The 21,554-nt window shown below is 64.1% G+C and carries 19 protein-coding genes; 9 read left to right on the forward strand and 10 right to left on the reverse strand.

The window, feature by feature from the left end:
* The first annotated feature begins 33 nt into the window (after nt 1-33).
* Both HNP55_RS15085 and HNP55_RS15090 read left to right on the forward strand, forming a co-directional pair.
* Nucleotides 34-1,173 (forward strand): beta-propeller fold lactonase family protein, encoded by a 1,140-nt coding sequence (locus HNP55_RS15085; RefSeq protein ID WP_184300973.1) that lies wholly within the window; start codon nt 34-36, stop codon nt 1,171-1,173.
* 135 nt (nt 1,174-1,308) lie between these two features.
* Nucleotides 1,309-2,394 (forward strand): porin, encoded by a 1,086-nt coding sequence (locus tag HNP55_RS15090; RefSeq protein ID WP_184300975.1) that lies wholly within the window; start codon nt 1,309-1,311, stop codon nt 2,392-2,394.
* A gap of 446 nt (nt 2,395-2,840) precedes the next feature.
* Here HNP55_RS15090 and HNP55_RS15095 read toward each other — a convergent pair whose 3' ends face one another.
* The 7 genes from HNP55_RS15095 to HNP55_RS15125 all read right to left on the reverse strand — a co-directional run bounded on the left by HNP55_RS15095 (nt 2,841) and on the right by HNP55_RS15125 (nt 8,024).
* On the reverse strand, nt 2,841-3,212 hold the full coding sequence (locus HNP55_RS15095) for a hypothetical protein (RefSeq protein ID WP_184300978.1): 372 nt from the start codon (nt 3,210-3,212) through the stop codon (nt 2,841-2,843).
* 100 nt (nt 3,213-3,312) lie between these two features.
* On the reverse strand, nt 3,313-4,026 hold the full coding sequence (locus HNP55_RS15100; RefSeq protein ID WP_184300981.1) for a hypothetical protein: 714 nt from the start codon (nt 4,024-4,026) through the stop codon (nt 3,313-3,315).
* 114 nt (nt 4,027-4,140) lie between these two features.
* Nucleotides 4,141-4,404 carry a hypothetical protein gene (locus HNP55_RS15105; RefSeq protein WP_184300984.1) on the reverse strand — a complete coding sequence of 88 codons (264 nt, stop codon included), beginning with the start codon at nt 4,402-4,404 and terminating at the stop codon, nt 4,141-4,143.
* A 151-nt stretch (nt 4,405-4,555) separates the two neighbouring features.
* Complete coding sequence (locus HNP55_RS15110; RefSeq protein WP_221439621.1) at nt 4,556-5,191, reverse strand: transposase; 636 nt, start codon at nt 5,189-5,191, stop codon at nt 4,556-4,558.
* Nucleotides 5,188-5,394, reverse strand: coding sequence for a hypothetical protein (locus HNP55_RS15115; protein WP_184300991.1), 207 nt, complete (start codon nt 5,392-5,394; stop codon nt 5,188-5,190). The genes HNP55_RS15110 and HNP55_RS15115 overlap by 4 nt, the downstream gene beginning before the upstream one ends.
* Before the next feature lie 17 nt (nt 5,395-5,411).
* Nucleotides 5,412-5,930, reverse strand: a complete 519-nt coding sequence (locus HNP55_RS15120; protein WP_184300994.1) for a hypothetical protein — start codon at nt 5,928-5,930, stop codon at nt 5,412-5,414.
* A 240-nt stretch (nt 5,931-6,170) separates the two neighbouring features.
* Nucleotides 6,171-8,024 (reverse strand): hypothetical protein, encoded by a 1,854-nt coding sequence (locus tag HNP55_RS15125; protein ID WP_184300997.1) that lies wholly within the window; start codon nt 8,022-8,024, stop codon nt 6,171-6,173.
* Nucleotides 8,025-8,323: 299 nt separating this feature from the next.
* Between HNP55_RS15125 and HNP55_RS15130 the strand changes: the two genes are divergently transcribed.
* Nucleotides 8,324-8,479 (forward strand): hypothetical protein, encoded by a 156-nt coding sequence (locus HNP55_RS15130; RefSeq protein WP_184301000.1) that lies wholly within the window; start codon nt 8,324-8,326, stop codon nt 8,477-8,479.
* A gap of 2 nt (nt 8,480-8,481) precedes the next feature.
* Here the strand turns inward: HNP55_RS15130 and HNP55_RS15135 are convergent, their stop codons facing one another.
* Nucleotides 8,482-9,822: a hypothetical protein gene (locus HNP55_RS15135; RefSeq protein ID WP_184301924.1), complete on the reverse strand. Its 1,341-nt coding sequence runs from the start codon at nt 9,820-9,822 to the stop codon at nt 8,482-8,484.
* Between the two features lie 187 nt (nt 9,823-10,009).
* On the reverse strand, nt 10,010-13,300 hold the full coding sequence (gene icmF, locus HNP55_RS15140; RefSeq protein ID WP_184301003.1) for a fused isobutyryl-CoA mutase/GTPase IcmF: 3,291 nt from the start codon (nt 13,298-13,300) through the stop codon (nt 10,010-10,012).
* A gap of 194 nt (nt 13,301-13,494) precedes the next feature.
* On the opposite strand from icmF, the gene HNP55_RS15145 reads away from it, so the two are divergent.
* The 3 genes from HNP55_RS15145 (at nt 13,495) to HNP55_RS15155 (ending at nt 15,354) form a co-directional block, all read left to right on the forward strand.
* A complete protein-coding gene (locus HNP55_RS15145) occupies nt 13,495-14,007 on the forward strand; it encodes a hypothetical protein (RefSeq protein WP_184301007.1) in 513 nt (170 codons plus the stop codon).
* A 99-nt stretch (nt 14,008-14,106) separates the two neighbouring features.
* Nucleotides 14,107-14,589, forward strand: coding sequence for a VOC family protein (locus tag HNP55_RS15150; protein ID WP_184301010.1), 483 nt, complete (start codon nt 14,107-14,109; stop codon nt 14,587-14,589).
* Nucleotides 14,590-14,694: 105 nt separating this feature from the next.
* Entirely contained in the window at nt 14,695-15,354 is a 660-nt protein-coding gene (locus HNP55_RS15155; RefSeq protein ID WP_348648712.1) for a histidine phosphatase family protein, read from the forward strand.
* 102 nt (nt 15,355-15,456) lie between these two features.
* On the opposite strand, the gene HNP55_RS15160 is transcribed toward HNP55_RS15155, so the two are convergent.
* On the reverse strand, nt 15,457-17,040 hold the full coding sequence (locus HNP55_RS15160; RefSeq protein WP_184301013.1) for a phospholipase D family protein: 1,584 nt from the start codon (nt 17,038-17,040) through the stop codon (nt 15,457-15,459).
* Between the two features lie 180 nt (nt 17,041-17,220).
* Here HNP55_RS15160 and HNP55_RS15165 point away from each other — a divergent pair, with 180 nt between their 5' ends.
* The 3 genes from HNP55_RS15165 (at nt 17,221) to HNP55_RS15175 (ending at nt 21,542) form a co-directional block, all read left to right on the forward strand.
* A complete protein-coding gene (locus HNP55_RS15165; protein ID WP_184301016.1) occupies nt 17,221-18,555 on the forward strand; it encodes an ABC transporter substrate-binding protein in 1,335 nt (444 codons plus the stop codon).
* 96 nt (nt 18,556-18,651) lie between these two features.
* Nucleotides 18,652-20,439, forward strand: a complete 1,788-nt coding sequence (locus HNP55_RS15170; protein ID WP_184301019.1) for an ABC transporter permease — start codon at nt 18,652-18,654, stop codon at nt 20,437-20,439.
* Nucleotides 20,440-20,456: 17 nt separating this feature from the next.
* A complete protein-coding gene (locus HNP55_RS15175) occupies nt 20,457-21,542 on the forward strand; it encodes an ABC transporter ATP-binding protein (RefSeq protein WP_184301022.1) in 1,086 nt (361 codons plus the stop codon).
* Nucleotides 21,543-21,554 lie beyond the last annotated feature (12 nt).

Genomic DNA, 21,554 nt, shown 5'->3' on the forward strand with positions numbered 1-21,554 from the left:
TCCTTTCTGTTCAATTTCCAGCCCTTTCTGATCGTGAATCTTCTGCCAGCCAGTGCCAGGCCTTGCCATGCTTATGTGGGTAGTTATGCTCCCCATGGCCAGGGCATCTACCGTTTCGCCCTGAGTGGCGCCGAGGCCGATCTGCAAAGCCTGGGTGGGCCGGACCTGGCGCCCAACCCCAGCTTTCTGCGCTTCAATGCCGATCACTCCATGCTTTATGTGGCCAACGAGCATGAGGACTTCCAGGGCCGCTTGTCCGGCTCGGTGAGCGTCTACCGGCGCGATGCCGCCAGCGGCGCGCTGAGCCTGGCCGGCTGCGTGGCCTCGGGCGGGGCGCGGCCGGTGCATCTGAGCCTGGACGCGCAAGAGCGCCATCTCTTCGTCGCCAACTACGGCTGCGGCACCCTGGCCGTGCTGGCCCTGGACGCGGCGGGCGGCCTGGGCCAGCAGCTCGATCAGCAAAGCCCGGCCCAGTTCAAGACCCTGCAGCCCTACACCGCGTTGGCGCGGCAAGCGCCGCCCGGCAGCTTTGCGCTGAGCGACCACGACGGGCCGCATGCCCACCAGGCCGGGCTGGATCCGACCGGCCAGTTCCTGCTGAGCACCGAGCTGGGGCTGGACCAGATCATCAGCTGGCGCTTCGACGCGCGCAGCGGCCGCCTGTCGGCGCCGCGCTGCCATGCCAGCTCGCTCGGCGCCGGGCCGCGCCAGCTGTGTTTTCATCCGCGCGACGCAGGGCTGTGCTATGTGCTCAACGAGGCCTCGTCCACCCTGAGCTGGTGGCGTTTCGACGCGGCGGCGGGTGGCGTGCTGCGGCTGCTGGGTGAGCTCAGCACCTTGCCGGCCGGTTTTGCCGGCACCAGCTTCGCCTCCGAGCTGCAGTTCAGCCCCGACGGCCGCTGGCTGCTGTGCCTGAACCGCCTGCACGACTCTATTGCTGTCTTTGCGCTCGACGCCGCCGGCCGCCCGCAGCTGCTGGGCCATGAGTGGACGCGCGGCAGCTACCCACGCAGCGGCACCTTTGACCCGAGCGGCCGCTACTTCTTCGTCTGCAATCAGCGCAGCGACCACCTGGCCGTGTTCCGCCTCGGCGAGCGCGGCAGCGGCCTGCAGTTCAGCGGCCGCTATCTCGCCGTCCCAAGCCCGGCGCAGCTGGTGTTTGCCGGCCACTGAGTCCGGCGGCCCAGGCGGGGGGAGGACGCAAGAAAACAAATACCGGCTTTGCTAAAGCTGGGGACTCTGACAAGCGCGCTACATATGCGCTGCCTACAGTGGGGCAAGTTTCAACCCCTTCAGAGACCTTTCCCCATGAACAACAAGACTCTTGTTTCGACCGCGGCCTTGCTGATGTCGGCCGGCCTGGCCCAGGCCCAGCAATCCAGCGTGACCGTCTACGGCCTGATCGACGCCGCCCTGCAGACCACCAATGCGGCGGCCGTGTCCCCCGGCGTCAGCGGCACGCAGCATCGCCTCAGCTCGGGCGGCATCCAGGGCAGCCGTTATGGCTTCAAGGGCAGCGAGGACCTGGGCGGCGGCCTCAAGGCCGTGTTCGATCTGGAGAACCAGTTCGACGTCAGCACAGGCCAGAACAAGAGCAGCTCGCAAGCCTTCTCCCGCAAGGCCGATGTGGGCATCAGCGGCGACTTCGGCCGCCTGACCGCGGGCCGCCACACCATTTTTTCCTACGATGTGCAGGACGAACTGGACCCCGTGCAATTCGCCAACTTCACGCCGCTGGGCAATAGCGGCGATGCGCCGGTCGCCAAGTTCGCCGACTACCAGGTGCTCAACGCCCGCCGCGACAACTCCGTCAAATACAGCTTCAGTGCCGGCGGCCTGAGCGCCGGCCTGATGTATGCCTTTGGCGAAGTGGCTGGCAATAGCAGTGCCAACAGCAGCCTGGGCGGCAAGCTGGGCTATGCGGGCGCGGGCTTCAAGGTCTTGGCCTCGGTCGACCAGGTCAAGGATGCCAAGGGCGCCAAGGCTCTGGGCAGCACCCTCGGCGCCACCTATACCTACGGCGATGTCACCGGTTTTGTGGGTTATGTGCAGGTCAAGAACGACTTCCAGGCCGCCGGCGGCTATGGCCAGACCAACTCGGTGTGGTGGTTGGGCGCGCGTTATGCCCCGCTGCCGGCCCTGGCCCTGCACCTGGGTTATTACGATCAGAAGCAGAGTGACACGACGACCGCCGCCGGCCTTGCCCAGCCCACGGCCGATGGCAAGGCGCAGACCCTGTCCTTGCTGGCCGACTACACCTTGTCCAAGCGCAGCGACGTCTACTTCTCGCTGCAGAACAGCTGGCTCAAGGACGGCATGGTCGCCGCCATGTCCCCCAGCGGCCGCCGCGACCAGGTGGCATCGGCCTTGTTGGGGATTCGGCATAAGTTCTAAGGCCTGAGCGGGCAGCGGGTTTAGGGCGGCGAACAAAACTCTCCTGGCGTTGTTTCGCCGTCTTGCCCTACCCGGCGGCCTCCTTGGCCGCCTGTCTCGAATTCACAAATTGTTCTAGCGCTTCAAGCTGCTCAAGTCGGCGTTTGAGCGCGTGGCTAGGTGTCATTTGCACTGGCGTTGCCAATGCTTCCCGCCTTCCTGTGCCGATGGTGCTCAGCCAGCGCCTTCGCGAGTTCAGTAAACGGAACCGAGAAGACAAGCGTCCAGCGGCGTCGGTGCAGTTGAAGGGGTCTTGGAGGCATGAAGGAGCGGGGTGTGAAGACTAAGGTTCGAATTCGGCGTCCGTCGAAGGCAATCCGCTTGAATGATGGGCTAGCTTGCTCACAGGTCAACAAGATTGAAATTTGAATATGCGAGACACAGCCGCAGTGGGATTTGATATGCGCTCACCTACCGAGCGCTGAGTAAATGACGAACGCTCCTGCTGCAAAGCCGACGACGCCTGCAGGACGAAAGACGGTCTTAAACGATGCGGATCGAACCGCAAAATCGCGATGGCGGGAGGAGCCAGCCAATAGCAAGAACGCGCCGACAGCGACAAGGACATAGCCGGCGAAAACGAACACTGGCGGATGCAGAGTCTGCTCCGCGAAGAAGACAAGCGCACCGCCTGCGAGAACTCGGGTAATGATTTCGGCGGCGTGAAAGTAGGGCTTCTGCGCGAAAGCCAGGATTCCGGCCGCCCATGCATCCGGGCTAGCCATCATCAAGCAGCTAAGGGATATCGTCAGCAAGCCGATGGCAGCGATGACATACATGTGAATTCCCGAGGCCTAGCAACGAATGAGGTAAGCGGCGCTGACCGGCTTCATCGCGCAGCGTCCGTGTTGACCGATGGGTTGGGCATATGACGCATGGCTACTGACACCAATTGTCCTTTTGCGCTGGATCAGCTGCGTCGCAATAGAGGGAGATTTCGTTCAAGAAATAAGCCCTTTTGGACGGAAGCCTCTTCCAAGAAACCTCAGGCTTGAAGTCCCTAAAGTCATTCAGTCCTGTCGTTATCTTTCTTTTGCCCGTCAGATAATTGGTGCTGTACTCGGATCTGTCACCCGTGCTACGGGAGGACTCAGAGCGGTCATAACCAATAAGTTGAAACCGAGTGCCCTGAGTGCGGAAAGTGAACTTTTCGTTCACCACGCCATAGCTACCGCAGCTTCGCCAATCTTGCAGTTCGATGACGAGATTGCCTTTCGCAATCGAGACACCACCGTTCTCTAGTGGATCCGCCAAGCAGTCCATGTCTTCAGCACTTTCGCTCGGGAGCAGATCATCCCTGCGCAGGACTTCTTTCAAGCCACTGGATGACCGCAGGAGAATGATGAGACGGCGTGGATTCAAATTTAGGATGTTCGGCCCAAGGGACCCCTCTGGCTTCTTCTTGAAATTGGCAGGATTGGTTTCTTCAATGACAAGCACCACGTCATCAATTCCGTCGCGGTTCAGGTCTCCTATGTTTTTGGTGTTGACCTTCCAGCCACTTGGCACCCACTGGGCAAGCTCGTCAGGGGGCGCTGCGAAAGACGGTGCTGCCAGGAAGGCCAGCAGCAGAAGATACTGGGATTTCAACATCAGAGAACCTCAGAGAGCCTACGGCGGGATATTTCAGCTGCCCAACGTTTAAATTGAGCGGACCAGCCAACAGAGCTGGCGCAGATCCGCTTGAATGCAAGGTTGGGGCGCAGTTCACGAAAACTCATGCATCTCTCCTGCCGGGTACTTCGACCACCTAGCAAAGTCTTCATCGGAGTGCGTCGCAAGTGCAGCATCAGACTCGTCGCGAATGTTCCAGGCGTAGTTGAGGTGGTGATACGCATGCTCCAAATCGATCTGGAGCTCGCACTCTTCGTACTCCGGATTGAGCAGGGACTTCTCAATTTCCTCGAGCTGCTCTCTCGCTTCGGCAATGTTCTGAAGGATGATCTCGCGCTGCCTCACCTTGCGCTCCAACGAGGCTGTCCAATAGTCCCAAATCCACCGCCACCCTCACCCCGGAGGGCGACTGAAGCCTTGCAAAGGCGAGTTTCTGGGTTCATCGGTGAATTTGATTTTGTGCGCCGCAGGTTCGGCTCCTGAGTGATTGTGCAGGCTCTTGCCTGCCTTACTGAAACCCGGTTTGCCCGTAGCTCGTTCTTTGCAGCTTCTCGATGTTGTGCACCATGCAGTACAAGCTCCACGGCGTCCTGACCTTGGCTTGCCCGCGCAGGTTCAGACGATTCATCCGCTTGTTGTGCCGCAGGTTCGCAAACACCGGCTCGACGGTACCGATGCGCTGGCTGTACAGCTGCCGGCCTCGGGGTGAGTCGATGGCCTGGCGCATGCGTTCGCTGGGGTGACTGAGGTCTTTGGGCCTGGGGAAGAAGCGGGTGACTTGTCGGCCTCGCTCGTCGTTGGCACCCTTTTTGGATCGCCTTCTCTTCAGGCATTGCCCGCGTAGCGGACAAGCTGCGCAGTCGCTGGCTTGGGCGATGTAGGTCTGATACGGGTGCCCGCTGGCCGAGACATGCACACGGCCTTTTCGGCTCAATCTCAATACTTGGCCTGCCGGGCAGGTGGCGGTGTTGTCTTCATCATTGAAGCTGAAGTCCTTGGGTCTGAAGAACTTGATCTCTGGGGGCTCGCCGCTGGCCTTCTTCTCCGACAAGGGGTCAGGTTTTTCCCTGTGTTTATCTCGGCTTTCAAAGCGCTCATCGCGTTTGCGCATCTTGACCTGCACTGAACGGAAATCAGCTGTCATTTTCTTGGAAAAACATCGCGAAGCCGTTTGAGCCCCTTGAGGTTGAATTGACGAAGTACTTTGGGAGCTGAAATCACGGTCGCGATTATGAAAGCCAAGAATGCCAGCCACACAACATTGCCCAGTCCACTGTCAGGAATGAAAACAAAGGCAGCGATAGTCGCAACTGCAACGAACTTCACGATTCCATTCAGCGATGGCATGGCGGGCGAATGAGGGGTTAGGCCGCTGGCGCACGAAAGGGGAACGGATAGGGTACAGCCAGTTCTTCATAGGTTTGACCAATGATCGGCGAATGATCATCGCTTACGTGAACTAGGCAGAAGAAGCGGCGGCCCACAGCCAGCTGACGGAGGCTGTGCTCCGAAGCGATTGCCAGGAAGCCGGTGGACCAAGCCTTGTCTTCTTGAATCGCCTTGTCAAATGCGACCAAGTCTAGAACGAGCCCACCAGTCGGCTGGATCTCAAAGTGAAAACCGTCATGCAAGGCAGCGAGATTACGAGAGCTTCCTTGAAGAGAGTACCCAAACTCCTGCTCCCAGGCTAGCAATCGGCCCAACTCAGCGACTACCGGTGAGATGCCTTCGTGAAAGCTCAGATGAATACGTTGATAGGCATTTTTCTCCAGCCACGAAGCGGCGCCTGCCAGACTTTTATGCTCAACGGACGCCAGTCCGCGGCCAAAAATGATGGCGAAGGTATCGAGGCGGCTCCAGTCGAGTTCAGTAAACGACGCCATGACAATGTCTTAAGAGACCTATGAGGCCTAACGAATGAAAGGGACTACCCCGTCCCGAACTAGCCGCGTTGCGTCAAACGGCAACTGAGTGCCACGATGAGAAGTACGGTGTCTCATCAACTTACTCGGAAGGGGAAATCATGGCCATTCTGACTGTTGGTATCGACCTCGCCAAGAACGTGTTTGGAGCCTGTCCGAATTTCCGTGGATCTCAGCTCGGAGGCCGTCGTTGAGCGACCTTCAGCGCAGCCATAGCGATCTGAGGCTGATTTGCTGGGCGATGTCTTCGCACATAAAGCTCAGCTTGTTGCCCGTATCCAAGACAGGCCAGTCGTTACTCGAACAAAAGCCTTCGGTGCGGAAGACCTGCGGCTGCAAAGCACTCAAGGGGCGACCGTCCAGCGAGTAAATCAAAACTTCGGCCGAGCCAATCTGGCTTTCGCTCGGGGTCAAATTGATGTTGCTAGCGCGGCTCAGCACGAGGTGCTCGGCGCCTGCCAGCCTCAACTGGTAGTCGTCGGCGGCAAGGTAGAGGGGCGGGCCTGCTTGCTTTATCGTCTCGCCGCTGGCCAGTTTGGGTAGGCCTTGTGAGTCCAGCTGGAACAAAAATTTGCCTGGGTTTCCCGTGGGCTTGTAGATGGCGCCGATGAACAAGGGGCCGCCTCGCATGGCCGTGAATTTGAGATTTGGATCGGCATAGTTGCTGACCAGGGTGCGCGTTAGCAAGCCGCTCGGCCCCAGCGCGGGATTCAGCACGGAAACCTGCAAATCACTGACCACGCCCGCCGAACTGGGCTTTTGCCAAACGACGTAGGGGCGCCCTTCGAAGACCGCCAGGCGGGCAAAGAAGCCCTGGGCGTTAATGCCTGGCTCAATGTAGAGCTGGACCGCCTCTCCCAGCGGCTGGCCGGTCACGCGATCGAAACCGCGTAGCCACAAACGAGACTCATAGCGGAAGTCACCAGGTTTGCTGTCGGCCGTTCTGCTGATGAGCGTCCAAACCAACCACAGCTGCCGGCCGTCGATTGCCTTCTCAAGCTTGTCGCCCTCGATGGCAGTGGGGTCACCCAGGCGAAGGTCTATGGTCTGCGGAGCTGTGCTGTCGGCGGAGCGCCCTTGCAGGTCAAAGTTGCGAAGTTGGATGGGATCGAATCCACCCTCTCGAATGCTCAGCAAGCCCTCCGCGTGCCCCAGCAATGTGCCGCCTGCTTGCTGTAGTTCATTTGATAGGAGCGCAGCGTCCAATGCACCTTGTGGGCTCAGGTGAATCAGCAGTGCCTTTTCATAGGAGTAGTTCCCATTGACGAGGAATGCACCGCCGCCTGCCCGCAGGGCTAAATTCGACGTCGAACTCAGGGTTTGGCCGGGCGTGCCCGGGAAGTCAGCAGGTAAGCGCAGCGGAACCAGGTCGGTAAACCCCAGGCCGCGGTCCTTGGCCTGGAAGCTACTGAGTTGCTCGGTGTAGACGCGCCGCAGCCCATTGGTGTCGGGCACTTCTTCGATGGTCTGGCGCACGATGCCCAGGCTCTGCACATACCAGACCTTGGCCCTGGCCTCGACCACCGGTGCCTCGATCTTGCTCAGGGTGAGCTTGGCGCGGGCGCGGATGAAGGTGTCAACGCGCACGCTGTCGAGGGGGCCGAAACGTTGCGACGGCAGAACTTCTGATCCGACCACACGGGCATAGACGGCCACTTCCACTGCGTCGTTCTTGCCGTCGCCGTCCAGGTCTTTGGGGAGCTCGATCAGGGTTGAGTCCAGCAAGGTGTACTGATCGCCAGCGCGAACGGGCGAGCGCAGCTCGGGCCATTGAATCGATTGCGGTTTGCCATTGCCCGCCAGGTCCAGCAACTCGATGCTGCGAATCTCCTGGCCGCTGAGCAGCAGTTCTTTGCTGCTGCTGCCTTTGTTGCCGGCATTGCTGGCCTGTTCGACCACCCCGTCGCCGCTGCGCAGCAGGTGCTTGACCGTGTTCTGGTAACTCTCGATAGGGCCGAAGCTGCTGCCGTCGGCGCGTACCCGAGTGCTTTCCCCCTGGTACAGCCAGGCGGCATCGACCTGCAAAGGCCGCAGCTGGATGGCCGCCGTGGACAAGACTTCGGCTGGTGTTGGCGCCGGCGGAATCAGGCTGGCTGGAGCTGGAGCTGGGGGTGCCGGAGCCGGCGTGCTGCTGGAGTTGCCACCTCCGCCTCCGCATGCCGCCAGCAGCAGGGCGAGTGCAATCGCGGTCGGAGGGCCTAAAACGCCGGCTGGCTTTTTTGAGCTTGTTGTGCGTGCCCCGCTTGTCGCCTCAGCGAGGGGGCTGAGGCTCGATGGGCTTATGGTTGTCGTCTGCATTTTTGGCTCCGCTCTCCTCGAAGCGGATAGCATAGCCAGCGAATGCAAGGGAAGCGGTGGGCGACTCGACCGGCCCGCGTGACTATTCACCTGCTGGGGCTCGGCGCCGATTCAAGCGCGTCGAGCCTCAGGCCGACGGCAGCCTGCGCATCGATGTGCAGACCGGCGGGCGCCGGGTGCTGCGCCTGCGCAGAGGCGGCGACTGCCGCTGATCTCAGCGCACCGTGTAGCTGAGGCGCTGGCCAGGCAGGCCGGAGGCCGTGCCCAGAGTGGCTTCGTAGCGGCCGGCGGGCTGGGCGGGCAGGTCGACCCGGATGCGGCCGTTGTCCAGCAGTTTGATCGCCGTCGGTGTCAGCGTGCCGAAGCTCAGCAGCTGGGGCAGGGCCCTGCCGATCTCGCCGAAGCCGGTACCCAGCAGGATCAGGCTGCCGGCCCGGCCGGCCTGCAGCGCGCTGTCGTCCACCGTGTCGATTTGCGTCAGGCGCTTGATCAGCCGGAAGCTGACCGTGCGGGCCGGAACGCCATGGCTGAACTCGAAGTTCACCGCGGCCAGATGGCTCTCCTGGTTGGCCAGCTTGTCGAAGGCTTCGGGCACCAGGCGCCAGATCAGGGCGGTCCGGGAGGCCTGCTCCAGGCGCAGCCAGGGGGTGCTGGTGCTGGCCGTCCAGCTCAGGCCCTCGGGCGTCTTGGCGGTCGGCATGATGCGCATGCTGGCGCCGGGCGTTTCCGACAGGCTGCGCAGCGCGAAGCTGGGCGTGTACAGCACGACGACCTGGGATTCGACCGTGGCCTTGACGCGCAGGAAGTGGGCGGGGCGCTCGACCCCGACCGGGCTGATCTTGACCTCAGCCCGGTATTCGCCGCGCGTCAGCCCGGCAGCCGGCTGCAGCAGCAGCGTGTCGCCCTGGGCGCGGTGTTGTAGCCAGTCGGTCCCGCCGGGCTGCTCAAGGAGCTGGTAAATCCAGCCGCTGGCCCGGGTGGGCAGACCGATCTTCACGCTGGTGGCGGCCGCCTGATCCTCGGTGCTGCTGCTGAATTCGACCCTATCCTCGCTCACCTCGAAGCCCGGCGTGACGCTGTGCTGGTAGCGCAGGGTTTGCGGCGAGCCGGCCAGGTGGCGCTGGCACAGCGGGTCGTGGCAGGCGCTGAGCGTCCAAGTGCCGCTGTACTGGCCGGGCGCGAGGTCGCTGCGCAGTCGCAGCTTGGCTCGGGCCTGGCTGCTGCCGCTTTGCCAGCTCACCGGCGAGGCGGTCTCGACCGCTTCGCCTTCGGCGACGGCCGTGAAATGGACGCTGGCATTGCTGGCCAGGCCGCTGAGGCCCAGGCTCAGTTCGTGATCCACCGGCGCTGCCTGTGGGCTGCGCTCGGTCTCGCTGTTGATGGCGCTGGCCGCGATGCTCAGCCGGGCTTCGGCCGGCGACGGCGTGACCGGTGCGGGCGGGGTGGTGGGCGTGGCGGTGTCGCTCCCGCCACCACCGCCGCAGGCCTGCAACAGGCCCGCCAGTAGCAGACCCAGGGCCGTGCCCATCCAGTTTCGATCTGCCGATGATTTCATCCCGCCCCCCTCTGCCATTGAATCTCGCGCCAGGCCTCGTAGCCTTGCTAGGGTGCGGATCCTATGCTGGCCCCGCAGTGCGCAGATGAAGCGCTCATTAAAGTTGGGCGGGGCGTGCGGCGTGTAAACGGGAAGCCCCCCCAAGGGGCAATGCCCGGCAGGGGCCTGGCAGTGAATGCGAGGAGGTTTACATGCTGCGCCGGTACTGCCCGCCCACTTCGAACAGCGCCGAGGTGATCTGGCCCAGGGAGCAGACGCGTACCGCGTCCATCAACACCTCGAACACGTTTTTGTTGTCAATGACGGCCTGCTGCAGCCGCGCCAGCATGGGGCCGCTGGTGGCTTTGTTGCGGCTGTGGAAATCGGCCAGGCGGCTGAGCTGGGACTGCTTTTCCTCGTCGGTGGAGCGGGCCAGCTCGATGCTCTCGGGCACGGTGTCGCCATGCGGGTTGCGGAAGGTGTTGACGCCGATGATGGGGTACTCGCCGGTGTGCTTGAGCATCTCGTAGTGCATGCTCTCTTCCTGGATCTTGCTGCGCTGGTAGCCGGTCTCCATGGCGCCCAGCACGCCGCCGCGCTCGGCGATTTTCTCGAACTCAGCGAGCACCGCTTCTTCCACCAGCTCGGTCAGTTCCTCGATGATGAAAGCGCCTTGCGAGGGGTTCTCATTCTTGGCCAGGCCCCATTCGCGGTTGATGATGAGCTGGATGGCCATGGCGCGCCTAACGCTTTCTTCGGTCGGCGTGGTGATGGCCTCGTCAAAGGCATTGGTGTGCAGGCTGTTGCAGTTGTCGTAGATGGCGATCAAGGCCTGCAGCGTGGTGCGGATGTCGTTGAACTGGATCTCCTGGGCATGCAGGCTGCGGCCCGAGGTCTGGATGTGGTACTTGAGCTTTTGGGACCGTTCGTTGGCGCCGTATTTGTCGCGCATGGCCACGGCCCAGATGCGGCGGGCCACGCGGCCCAGCACGGTGTATTCCGGGTCCATGCCGTTGGAGAAAAAGAAGCTCAGATTGGGCGCGAAGTCATCGATGTGCATGCCGCGCGCCAAGTACGCTTCCACAAAGGTGAAGCCGTTGGAGAGCGTCAGCGCCAGTTGCGAGAGCGGGTTGGCGCCGGCCTCGGCGATGTGATAACCGCTGATCGAGACGGAGTAGAAATTGCGCACATTGTGGTGGACGAAATACTCGGCGATATCGCCCATCACCTTGAGTGAGAACTCGGTGGAGAAGATGCAGGTGTTCTGGCCCTGGTCTTCCTTCAGGATGTCGGCCTGCACCGTGCCGCGCACATTGGCCAGCACCCAGTCCTTGATCTTGGCTGCCTCATCAAACGTGGGTTCGCGGCCGTTGTCTGCCTTGAACTTGGCCAGGTTCTGGTCGATGGCCGTGTTCATGAACATGGCGAGGATCGAGGGCGCCGGCCCATTGATGGTCATGCTGACCGAGGTCGTCGGGCTGCAGAGGTCGAAGCCCTCGTACAGCACCTTCATATCGTCCAGCGTGGCGATGCTGACGCCGGAGTTGCCGACCTTGCCGTAGATGTCAGGCCGCGGCGCGGGGTCGGCGCCGTAGAGCGTGACCGAGTCGAAGGCGGTGGACAGGCGCTTGGCCGGCATGCCTTCGCTGACCAGCTTGAAGCGGCGGTTGGTGCGGAAGGCGTCGCCCTCGCCGGCGAACATGCGGGTGGGGTCCTCGCCCTCGCGCTTGAAGGCGAACACGCCCGCGGTGTAGGGGAAGCTGCCGGGCACGTTCTCCAGCAGCAGCCATTTCAGCAATTCGCCATGGCATTCGTAGCCGGGCAAGACCACCTTCTTGATCTTGGTGCCGGAGAGGCTGGTGTGGACGAGGTTGGTGCGTATCTCCTTGTCGCGGATCTTCACCACATACTCGTCGCCGGCATAGGCTTTCTGCATGTCCGGCCATTGCTTGAGCAGTTGGCGGGCGGCGCCGTCCATGCGGGCCTCGCGTTCGGTGGCCAGCTCGCCCAGGGCCTCGCGGGCCCGGTGTTTTTCTGCGTTAGCTTCCGCCAGCATGCGCGCGCTGGCGCTCAGTTGCTGGATCTCGCGCGCCAGCGTTGCTTGCTGGCGGGCACGCTTTTTGTAGCCGCGCACGGTGTCGGAAATCTCGGCCAGATAACGCGCTCGTGCGGCGGGCACCACCGGGGTCTGGTGGGTGCTGTGGCGGGTGTTGACCAGGGGCAGGCGGCCCTCGCCCAGATGCAGGCCCAGCTGGGCCAGGCGCGGCTTGAGGGCCTGGTAGAGGGCGGTGACGCCGTCGTCGTTGAAGCGGCTGGCCATGGTGCCGAAGACGGGCATTTCTTCCGGCCGGGTGGTGAAGGCTTCTTTATTGCGCTGCACCTGCTTGGCCACATCGCGCAAGGCGTCGAGCGAACCCTTGCGATCGAATTTGTTGATGGCGACGAATTCGGCGAAGTCCAGCATATCGATTTTCTCGAGCTGGCTGGCGGCGCCGAACTCGGGCGTCATCACATACATGGGCACGTCCACATGCGGGACGATGGCGGCATCGCCCTGGCCTATGCCCGAGGTTTCCACCACGATCAGATCGAAGCCCGCCAGCTTGGCGGCGGCGATCACATCGGGCAAGGCCTTGGAGATTTCGCTGCCGAAGTCGCGGGTGGCGAGGCTGCGCATGAACACCCGGGCGCCTTGCGCCCAGGGGCCGATGGCATTCATGCGGATGCGGTCGCCCAAGAGCGCGCCGCCGCTCTTGCGGCGCGAGGGGTCAATGGAAATAAGGGCCACTCGCAGCGCATCGCCCTGGTCCAGGCGCAGGCGGCGGATCAGCTCGTCGGTCAGGCTGCTCTTGCCCGCGCCGCCGGTGCCGGTGATGCCCAGCACGGGGGTCTGGATGGTTTTGGCGGCTTCTTGCAGCTGTGTCAGCAGGGCGGTGTCGGCTTTCCCGTTCTCCAGCGCCGTGATCAGCTGGGCCAGGGCGCGCCAGGCGGCCTCGCCATGGCCTTGGATCGCGTCCAGGCTCTTGGGGGCGAGGCTGCTGAAGTCCTGGTCGGCCTTCATCACCATCTCGCCAATCATGCCGGCCAAGCCCATGCGCTGGCCGTCCTCGGGGCTGAAGATGCGCACGCCATGCTCGCGCAGATCGCGGATCTCGGCCGGCACGATCACGCCGCCGCCGCCGCCAAAGACCTGGATCTGCTCGCCGCCGCGCGCCTTCAGCAGGTCCACCATGTATTTGAAGTACTCCACATGGCCGCCCTGGTAGGAGCTGATGGCGATGCCCTGGGCGTCTTCCTGCAGCGCGGCGGTGACGACCTCATCCACCGAGCGGTTATGGCCCAGGTGGATCACCTCGGCCCCCATGCCTTGCAGGATGCGCCGCATGATGTTGATGGCCGCGTCATGCCCGTCGAACAAGCTGGCGGCGGTGACAAAACGCACTTTGTGCGTGGGGCGGTACTCGGCCAGGGCTTTGTACTCGGCGGACAGATCGGTCATGGCTTGTCTCCAGGAAGGGCGCGGCTGCGGTGCTCTGTGTTGTTTGCGCAAACAAAGGGGGCAGGCGTGCTCCGCAACTTTGTAGCAGCAAGACGGGCCCGATTCTAGGGCTTGATTGACGTTAACGTAAACGTCAATCAAGCGTCAATTGTGCGCGGCAGGCGGGGCTGCGCAGCGCGGGGTCGGCTTGTCACATGCATGCAACCCTGGGCGTGCAAGATCCGGCGATGGAGACATTGCTCAAACCCCAGAAAACCGAGGTCGCCCGTCATGTCCTGCTGCACGAGCGCAGCCGCCTCACGCCGGCTCTGCGCGCCCTGCTGATCACCGTGGACGGGCGGCGCGATGTGCAGGCCTTGTCCAGCCTGGCCCAGGGCCTGGGCCTGCCGCCGGATGCCCCCCAGCAATTGCGCGCCGCCGGTCTCATCACCTGGCGCTGCGAGCGCGAACTGGCCGAGGCCGCCCGCCGCGCCCAAGCCCTGGTGCGGGCCAAATTCTTCGCCATGGACCTGGCGGAACGCTTTCTGCTCGGCAAGGACGAGGCCTTGCGCGCCAGCGTGCGCGAGGTGGATAGCGAGGCCAGCTTGCAAGCCTGGCTGGACATGGCGGCTGGGCAGATCGCCCTGACGGACGCCGGGGTGGCGCGCGCGGCGCAGTTTTTGCAGCTGGTGCGGGCCTGCATGGACGGAGCGGCTGCGGGCGACTGAGCCGGGCCAGCGCCCGCGCGAAAACCAGCTTGGCGGCGCCCGCGGCAAGGCCCAGAATCGGCCGGCACTGTCTTCTCATCAGCCTGGAGTGTTCAAGCCATGAAGCCCGCCAAAAACACCATCTGCCTCTGGTTCGACGGCGAGGCCGAAGCGGCGGCGAACTTTTACGCCAAGACCTTTCCCGACTCCTCCGTCGATGCGATTCACCGCGCGCCGAGTGACTACCCCGCGGGCAAGCAGGGCGATGTGCTGACGGTGGAGTTCAGCGTCATGGGGCTGCGCTGTCTGGGGCTCAACGGCGGCCCTGGCATCCGGCACAGCGAGGCCTTTTCATTCCAGGTGTCGACCGAGACCCAGGCGGAAACCGATAGCCTGTGGGCCGCCATCATTGGCGGTGGCGGCGTGGCCAGCGCCTGCGGCTGGTGCAAGGACAAATGGGGCATCTCCTGGCAGATCACCCCGCGGGCCTTGATCGAGGCCATCACCGATCCCGACCCCGCCGCCGCCAAACGGGCCTTCGAAGCCATGATGCAGATGGGCAAGATCGATATCGCGGTGCTTGAAGCGGCGCGCCGGGGCTAGCGCCGCCCCGCGGTTGATGGGGCGCATCAGGTTTTCTGATTGGCCTTGGCGGCCGCGCTCATGCAGGATGCCGGGACTCCCGCAACTCCAACCAGACCGCCGCCCGTGAACAACGCCAGCACCCAGATCCTTGCCCTGCGCCATGGCGAAACCGAGTGGAACAGCCTGGGCCGCTATCAGGGCCAGACCGATATTCCCCTGAATGAGCAGGGCCTGCTGCAAGCCCGGCAGGCCGCACAGGCCCTGGCTTCGACGCCGCTACATGCCATCTACAGCAGCGACCTGGCCCGCGCCCTGCAAACCGCCCAGGTACTGGCCGAGTGCCAGCGGCTGCCGCTGCAGATCGAGCCGGGTTTGCGCGAGCAGCATTTCGGGGTGTTCCAGGGCCTGAGTTCCGACGAGATCCTGCGGCGCTGGCCGCAGGCGCATGCGCGCTGGCATGCGCGCGAAGCCGATTTCGGGCCCGAGGGCGGCGAGAGCCGCAGCGCCTTCAACACCCGCTGCATGGCGGCCATCGAAGGCCTGGCCCGGCGCCATCGCGGGCAAACCATCGCCCTGGTCTGCCATGGCGGCGTGCTGGACTGCCTGTACCGCGCCGCCGCCGGCCTGGGCCTGAGCGCACCGCGCGCCTGGCCGCTGGAGAACGCCGCGCTCAGCCGCCTCCAGCATGGCCCGCAGGGCTTCACCCTGCTGGACTGGGGCAGTACCGCGCACCTGAGCGCCAGCGCACGCGACGAACTGCCCGAGAAATTCCCCGCGCCCTGAATCAGCGGCCCTCCCGTCAAGAATGGGGTCAGAGTCAATTAATCAATTAATTGACTCTGACCCCATTTTTCTGCTGACCCCATTTTTCTGGAAGCAGGAAATTCAAAGCAAGCCATCAATTGGCAGCAGGGACAGCAGGCCCAGGCCCAGGCCTTGCAGCAGGCCCATGCCGGGTTCTTTGTCATGCACGATCAAGCCTTGCTCGGTCTGCTCCAGCCATTGCAGGGTCTGGCCATCGTCGGCCAGGCGCAGGCGGTAGGCTTGCCGGCTCAGTTCCTGGTCGAAGAAGCCGCTCAGCCGGCCGGCCAGGGCAGGGCTGTCCAGCACCAGACCCAGTTCGGTATTGAGCAGGGCCGAGCGGGGGTCGAAATTGAAGGAGCCGACGAATAGGCGCCGACCATCCACCGCAAAAGTCTTGGCATGCAGGCTGGCCGAGGATGAGCCGGTGATGCCGCCGCTGCCGCGGGCGGCCCGCTCGGCCTGGCCGGCATGGGGCTTGAGTTCGAACAGCTGCACGCCGGCGCGCAACAGCGTTTGCCGCCACTTCATATAGCCGGCGTGGACGGCGGCCACATCGCTGGCCGCCAGGGCATTGGTCAGCACCCGCACGCGGATGCCGCGCCGGCTCAGCGCCGTCAGGGCCGCCGTGCCCGCCTGGCCGGGCACGAAATAGGGCGAGACCAGGTCCAAGCCCTGCACGGGCTCACCCAGGGTCTTGAGCAGGGCGGGCAGCAGCAAGGTTTCGTGGTTCAGCGCATCGGGCGCGGCCAGGGTCTTGGCCGGGTCGTCTTGCAGCAAGGTGGCGGCCACCCAGTCCAGTGGCAGCTGGCCGTCCTCCAACTGGCGCAGCAGCGGGGTGGCTTGCAGGGCGGCGAGATAGGCTTGCGTGCGCGCTTGCGCATGCAGGCTGGCGAAGCGGTCCGGCAGGGTCTGGCTATCCTGGGCCGCGGCGGCGGGCAGGAGCTGGCTGGCCGGGTAGGCCGAGGCGCTGTGCCAATAACGTTCAAACGAAGCGGTGATCTGCGGCACGGCCGCGCCCACGGCCAGCACATCCAGGTCGGCGAAGGCGAGGTGCTCGCCGGCGCCAAAGTACTCGTCGCCGATATTGCGGCCGCCGACGATGCTGGCCTGGCCATCCGCCGTCATGGACTTGTTGTGCATGCGGCGGTTGCTGCGCTGGAAGTCCAGCAGGTAGTTGAGCACCCGCGCCTGCCGGTACAGCATGGGGTTGTAGAGGCGCAGCTCGATCTGGGGGTGGGCGTCCAGGGCGGCCAGCAGCGTGTCCAGGCCGGCGGTATTGTTGTCGTCCAGCAGCAGGCGCACATGCACGCCGCGCTCGGCCGCCTGCCACAGGGCTTGCAGCAGCAGGGTGCCGGCGGCGTCGGCGCGCCAGATGTAGTACTGCAGGTCCAGTGTGTGCTGGGCCTGGGCGGCCAGCAGGGCGCGCGCCACCAGGGCCTCGTGCTCGCCGGCCAGGGCCAGCACGCCGGTCTTGCCGGGGTGGGCGGCGGCCAGGGGGCCCAGCAGCTGGCCCAAGCGGGACTCGGCACCGCTGCGCGGGGCCGGCGGGCCGATGCCGGTTTCGCGCAGCGGGGGCAGCTGCCTGCAGGCCGACAGCCCCAGCAGGCACAGGAGCAGCAGGATCAAGATCAGGATCAGCGGCGAGGGGCAGGTCGTCCTGGGCATGCAAAAAAGAATAGCACGCAGCCCGCCGCAAGAGCGCTTGTGCGGCAGGCGAGCCAGCGGCCGAGTCCGGGACAACCCTTGGCTCTGATGAGCCGCATCATGTTTTCTGATTGGCGGGCCCGGGCCGGCTGGGGCACCATGCAGCCTCGGATTCAGACCCTCGATGAGGAGACACAAGAGATGAAGATCTGCACAAGCAAACTGAGCCTGTCCGCCCTGGTGGCGGCCACCCTGGCCACCGGCAGCGCCCTGGCCGGCACGGTCACCGTGGTGACCTCCTTCCCCAAGGAGTTGACCCAGGCCTACAAGACGGCCTTCGAGAAGGCCAACCCCGAGATCAAGCTGGAGATTCTCAACAAGAGCACGGTGCAGGGCCTGGCTTATGTGCGCGAGCTGCCCCTGGGCCAGCGGCCCGACATCTTCTGGGCCTCGGCGCCCGATGCCTTCGAGGTGCTGTCCGGCCAGAAGCTGCTGGAAAACGTCAGCGCCCAGGCCAACAAGACCGTGCCCGCCAAGGTGGGCAACTACCCCATCAACGACCCCGATGGCCAGTACCTGGGCCAGGCCCTGGCCGGCTATGGCCTGATGTGGAACACCCGCTATATGGCCGCCAACAAGCTGCCCGCGCCCAAGCAGTGGTCCGACCTGATGAAACCGGTGTACTTTGGCCATGCCGCCATGAGCTCGCCCTCGCGCTCGGGCACCACCCATCTGACCGTCGAGACCATGTTGCAGGGCGAGGGCTGGGAGAAGGGCTGGAACCAGCTGCTGCAGATCTCGGGCAATAGCGCCGCCATCACCGAGCGCAGCTTCGGCGTGCCCGATGGGGTCAACAACGGCCAGTTCGGCATCGGCCTGGTGATCGACTTCTTCGGCCTGGCCGGCAAGTACTCGGGCTTCCCGGTGGAATTTGTCTATCCCGATGTGACCTCGGTGGTGCCGGCCAATATCGGCCTGATCAAGGGCAGCAAGAACCCGGACGAGGCGCGCAAGTTCATCGCCTACAGCGTCTCGCTGGAAGGCCAGCAGCTGCTGCTGGACCCCAAGATCTCGCGCCTGCCCGTGCTGCCGCCGGCGCAGATGGGCGGCAAGGTGCCGGCCGGCTACCCCGACCCCTTCGAGATCGCCAAGCGTGCCAAGGTGCACTTCGACTCCGACCTCTCCGAGGCGCGCTACAACGTCGTGTCCTCGCTGTTCGACCAGACCATCACCTTCCGCCACAAGGAGCTGAAGGCGGCCACCCAGGCCATCCATGCCGCCGCGGCCGCCCTGGCCAAGAAGCCCAACCCGCGCGGCCAAGCCTTGTTGCAGCAGGCGCGCGACCTGGCCTTCACCCCCATCGTCGGCGCCGATATGGCGGCCGACAAAAACTTCCTGCTGCTGTTCACGGCGAATAAAAAGGATGCAGCCGTCAACAAGCAGGTGACCGGCCTGGAAGATCGCTGGAGCACCAAGGCGCGCGAGAACTATGCCCGCGCCAAGGACTTTGCCGAGCAGGCCATAACGGCACGTTAATACGGCATCGGCGGGGCGCAGAAGCCCCGCTTCGATCCGCCCCTCCCTCCTTCATTTTTTGCGGCGGCCCGCCCGGGCCGTGCGTAAGGATCCGCCATGTCCACTGCAAGTGTCGGCAGCGCGCCCTCCAAAGGCCTGCGCCTGCCATCTTTTGACCAAGTCCGGCCCGGCGCCTGGATCGCCGGCGGCCTGGTGCTGGCCTTCTTGCTGCTCTTTCTGGTGTTGCCCGTGGGCAAGGTGTTCTACACCGCCTTCGTCGACGCCGATGGCGGCCTGACCCTGGGTCATTTCGGCAACTTCTTCGAGCAAGGCCTGATGCGCGAGGCCTTCTTCAACAGCCTTTACGTGGCCAGCATGTCGGCCGTGTTCGCGGCCCTGATCGCCGTGCCCCTGGCCTATTTCACGGTGCGCTTCCAGTTCCGCGGCGCACTGATGATCCAGACCCTGGGTGTGCTGCCGCTGATCATGCCGCCCTTTGTGGGCGCGGCCGCCATGCAGCTGATCTTCGGCCGCTCGGGCACGATCAACCTGCTGCTGCAAGAGCACTTCGGCATCAGCATTCCCATCATGGAAGGCTTGAACGGCGTCATCTTCGTCGAGGCCATTCATTACTTCCCCTTCATCCTGATGAACCTCACCGTGGCCCTGCGCAATATCGACGGCGCCATGGAAGAGGCCGCGCTCAACCTCGGTTGCACCGGCATGCGCTTGTTCTGGCGCGTGATCTTCCCGTTAGCTATGCCGGGTTTTGTGGCCGGCGCCTCGCTGGTCTTCGTCAAGGTGTTTGACGACCTGGGCACGCCCCTGGTGCTGGGTCAGACCAATATGCTGGCGCCGCAAGCCTATCTGCGCATCACCCAGGTGGGCCTGGAGGATCCGATGGGTTATGTGATCAGCGTCATCATGATCGTGTTCTCCATCACGGCCATGGCGCTCTCGGCCAAGGCCCTGGCCGGCAAGGACTACTCCACCATCCAGAAGGGTGGCGCCAGCATCGCCAAGCGCGAGCTGACCACCTGGGGCTCCATCGCCGCCTACGGCTGGATCTTCCTGGTGCTGCTGATCGTGCTCAGCCCCCATCTGGGCGTGCTGCTGCTGTCCTTCGCCAAGGTCTGGAGCTTCTCGCCCCTGCCGGACGCCTACACCGTCGAGCATTACCAGACCGTGTTCGCCGACGCCAGCGGCATGATGGGCAATACCTTGCTGTACTGCGGCCTGGCGGCAACGCTGGACGTGGTGCTGGGCGTGACCATCGCCTATCTGATGCTGCGCACCACGCTGCCGGCGCGCAAATGGCTGGACTGGATCGCCACCGCCTCGCTGGCCGTGCCCGGCATCGTGCTGGCCATCGGCTATCTGCGCCTGTTCAAGGGCGTCACCGTGCCCGGCACCGACACGCTCGTCACCAGCACCTGGATCGTCATCATGCTGGCCTACGCCGTGCGTCGCCTGCCCTATGCCTTGCGCTCCTGCGTGGCGGCCTTGCAGCAGGTGCATGTGTCGCTGGAGGAGGCGGCCGAGAGCCTGGGGGCCACCAAGCTGCGCACCATCCAGCGCGTGGTCGTGCCGCTGATGGCCGGTGGCATTCTGGCCGGCTTCGTCACCAGCTTCATCACGGCGGCGGTGGAGCTGTCGGCCACCATCCTGCTGTCCTCGGCCGAGTCGCAAGCACCCATGAGCTACGGCATCTATCTGTATATGCAGAGCATTGCCGGCCGCGGCCCCGGCGCCGCCCTGGGCGTGCTGGCCATCGTGGTGGTGGCCCTGGGCACCTATCTCTCGCATCTGGTGGTGGAGCGCACGGCCAAGCGCTTCGAGTCCCGCCCGGTGGACGAGGTCTTGCCACCTTTGCCTGACGCCGCCAAGCCCGCGAACACAATCTGACACGAGTGAGTCAAGCCATGAAAAAAGTTCCCGTTCAATGCCGCAATATCCGCCTCTCCTACGGCGAGACCGAGGTGCTCAAGGACGTCAATCTGGACATCGAGCCCGGTGAGTTCTTCGCCCTCTTGGGCCCCTCGGGCTCGGGCAAATCCACCTTGCTGCGCCTGATCGCCGGTTTCAACCGCCACCAGCAGGGCCAGCTCTTGATCGACGGCCAGGACGTCAGCGCCAAGGCGCCCTGGGAGCGCAATGTGGGCATGGTGTTTCAGAGTTATGCCCTGTGGCCGCATCTGTCGGTGTGGGACAACGTGGCCTTCGGCCTGGTCGAGCGCAAGGCGCCCAAGCAGGTCATCAAGGAGAAGGTGGGCGCGGCGCTGGAGCTGGTCAGCCTGTCGCAATACGCGGAGCGCCGGCCCAGCCAGCTCTCCGGCGGCCAGCAGCAGCGCGTGGCCCTGGCCCGCACCCTGGTGATCGAACCCCAGGTGCTGCTGCTGGACGAGCCCCTGTCCAATCTGGACAAGACCCTGCGCGTGCAGATGCGCCAGGAGTTGCTGGCCATGCAGCGCCGCCTGGGCCTGACCACCATCTTCGTCACCCACGACCAGGAAGAGGCGATGACGACCGCAGATCGCATGGCCGTGCTGGACAAGGGCGGGGTCCAGCAGGTGGGCGCGCCCGCCACCCTGTACGATTACCCGGTGAACCCCTTCGTCGCCAATTTCGTCGGAACCATGAATCTGCTCTCGGGCAAGGTGCGCTCGCGCCGTGGCGACAAGCTAACTTTGGATGTGGACGGTGTTGGCGAGCTGGCCTTCCCCCTGCACACCGACGCCCCGGAGTCCGACACCATCCAGGTCAGCTTCCGCCCGCACTCGCTGCGCGTGGAGGTGGCTGATGCGGCACAGGACGCGCGTTATGTCTGGGTGCCAGGCACGGTGGAGGCCAGCGAGTTCCTGGGCGAATTCACCCGCTACCGCGTGCAGGTGGGCAAGCAAAGCCTGTCGGTGGATCACCCCCACCATGTGGGCCTGTCCAAGTTCCCGGTGGGTGGGGCGGTCAATCTGGGCATCGAGCCCTCCCAGGTTCGCCTGTTCGGCGCCTGAGGCCGCCGGGCC

It is taken from the genome of Roseateles oligotrophus (assembly GCF_014204525.1).
GTDB classification, from domain to species: domain Bacteria; phylum Pseudomonadota; class Gammaproteobacteria; order Burkholderiales; family Burkholderiaceae_C; genus Paucibacter_A; species Paucibacter_A oligotrophus_A.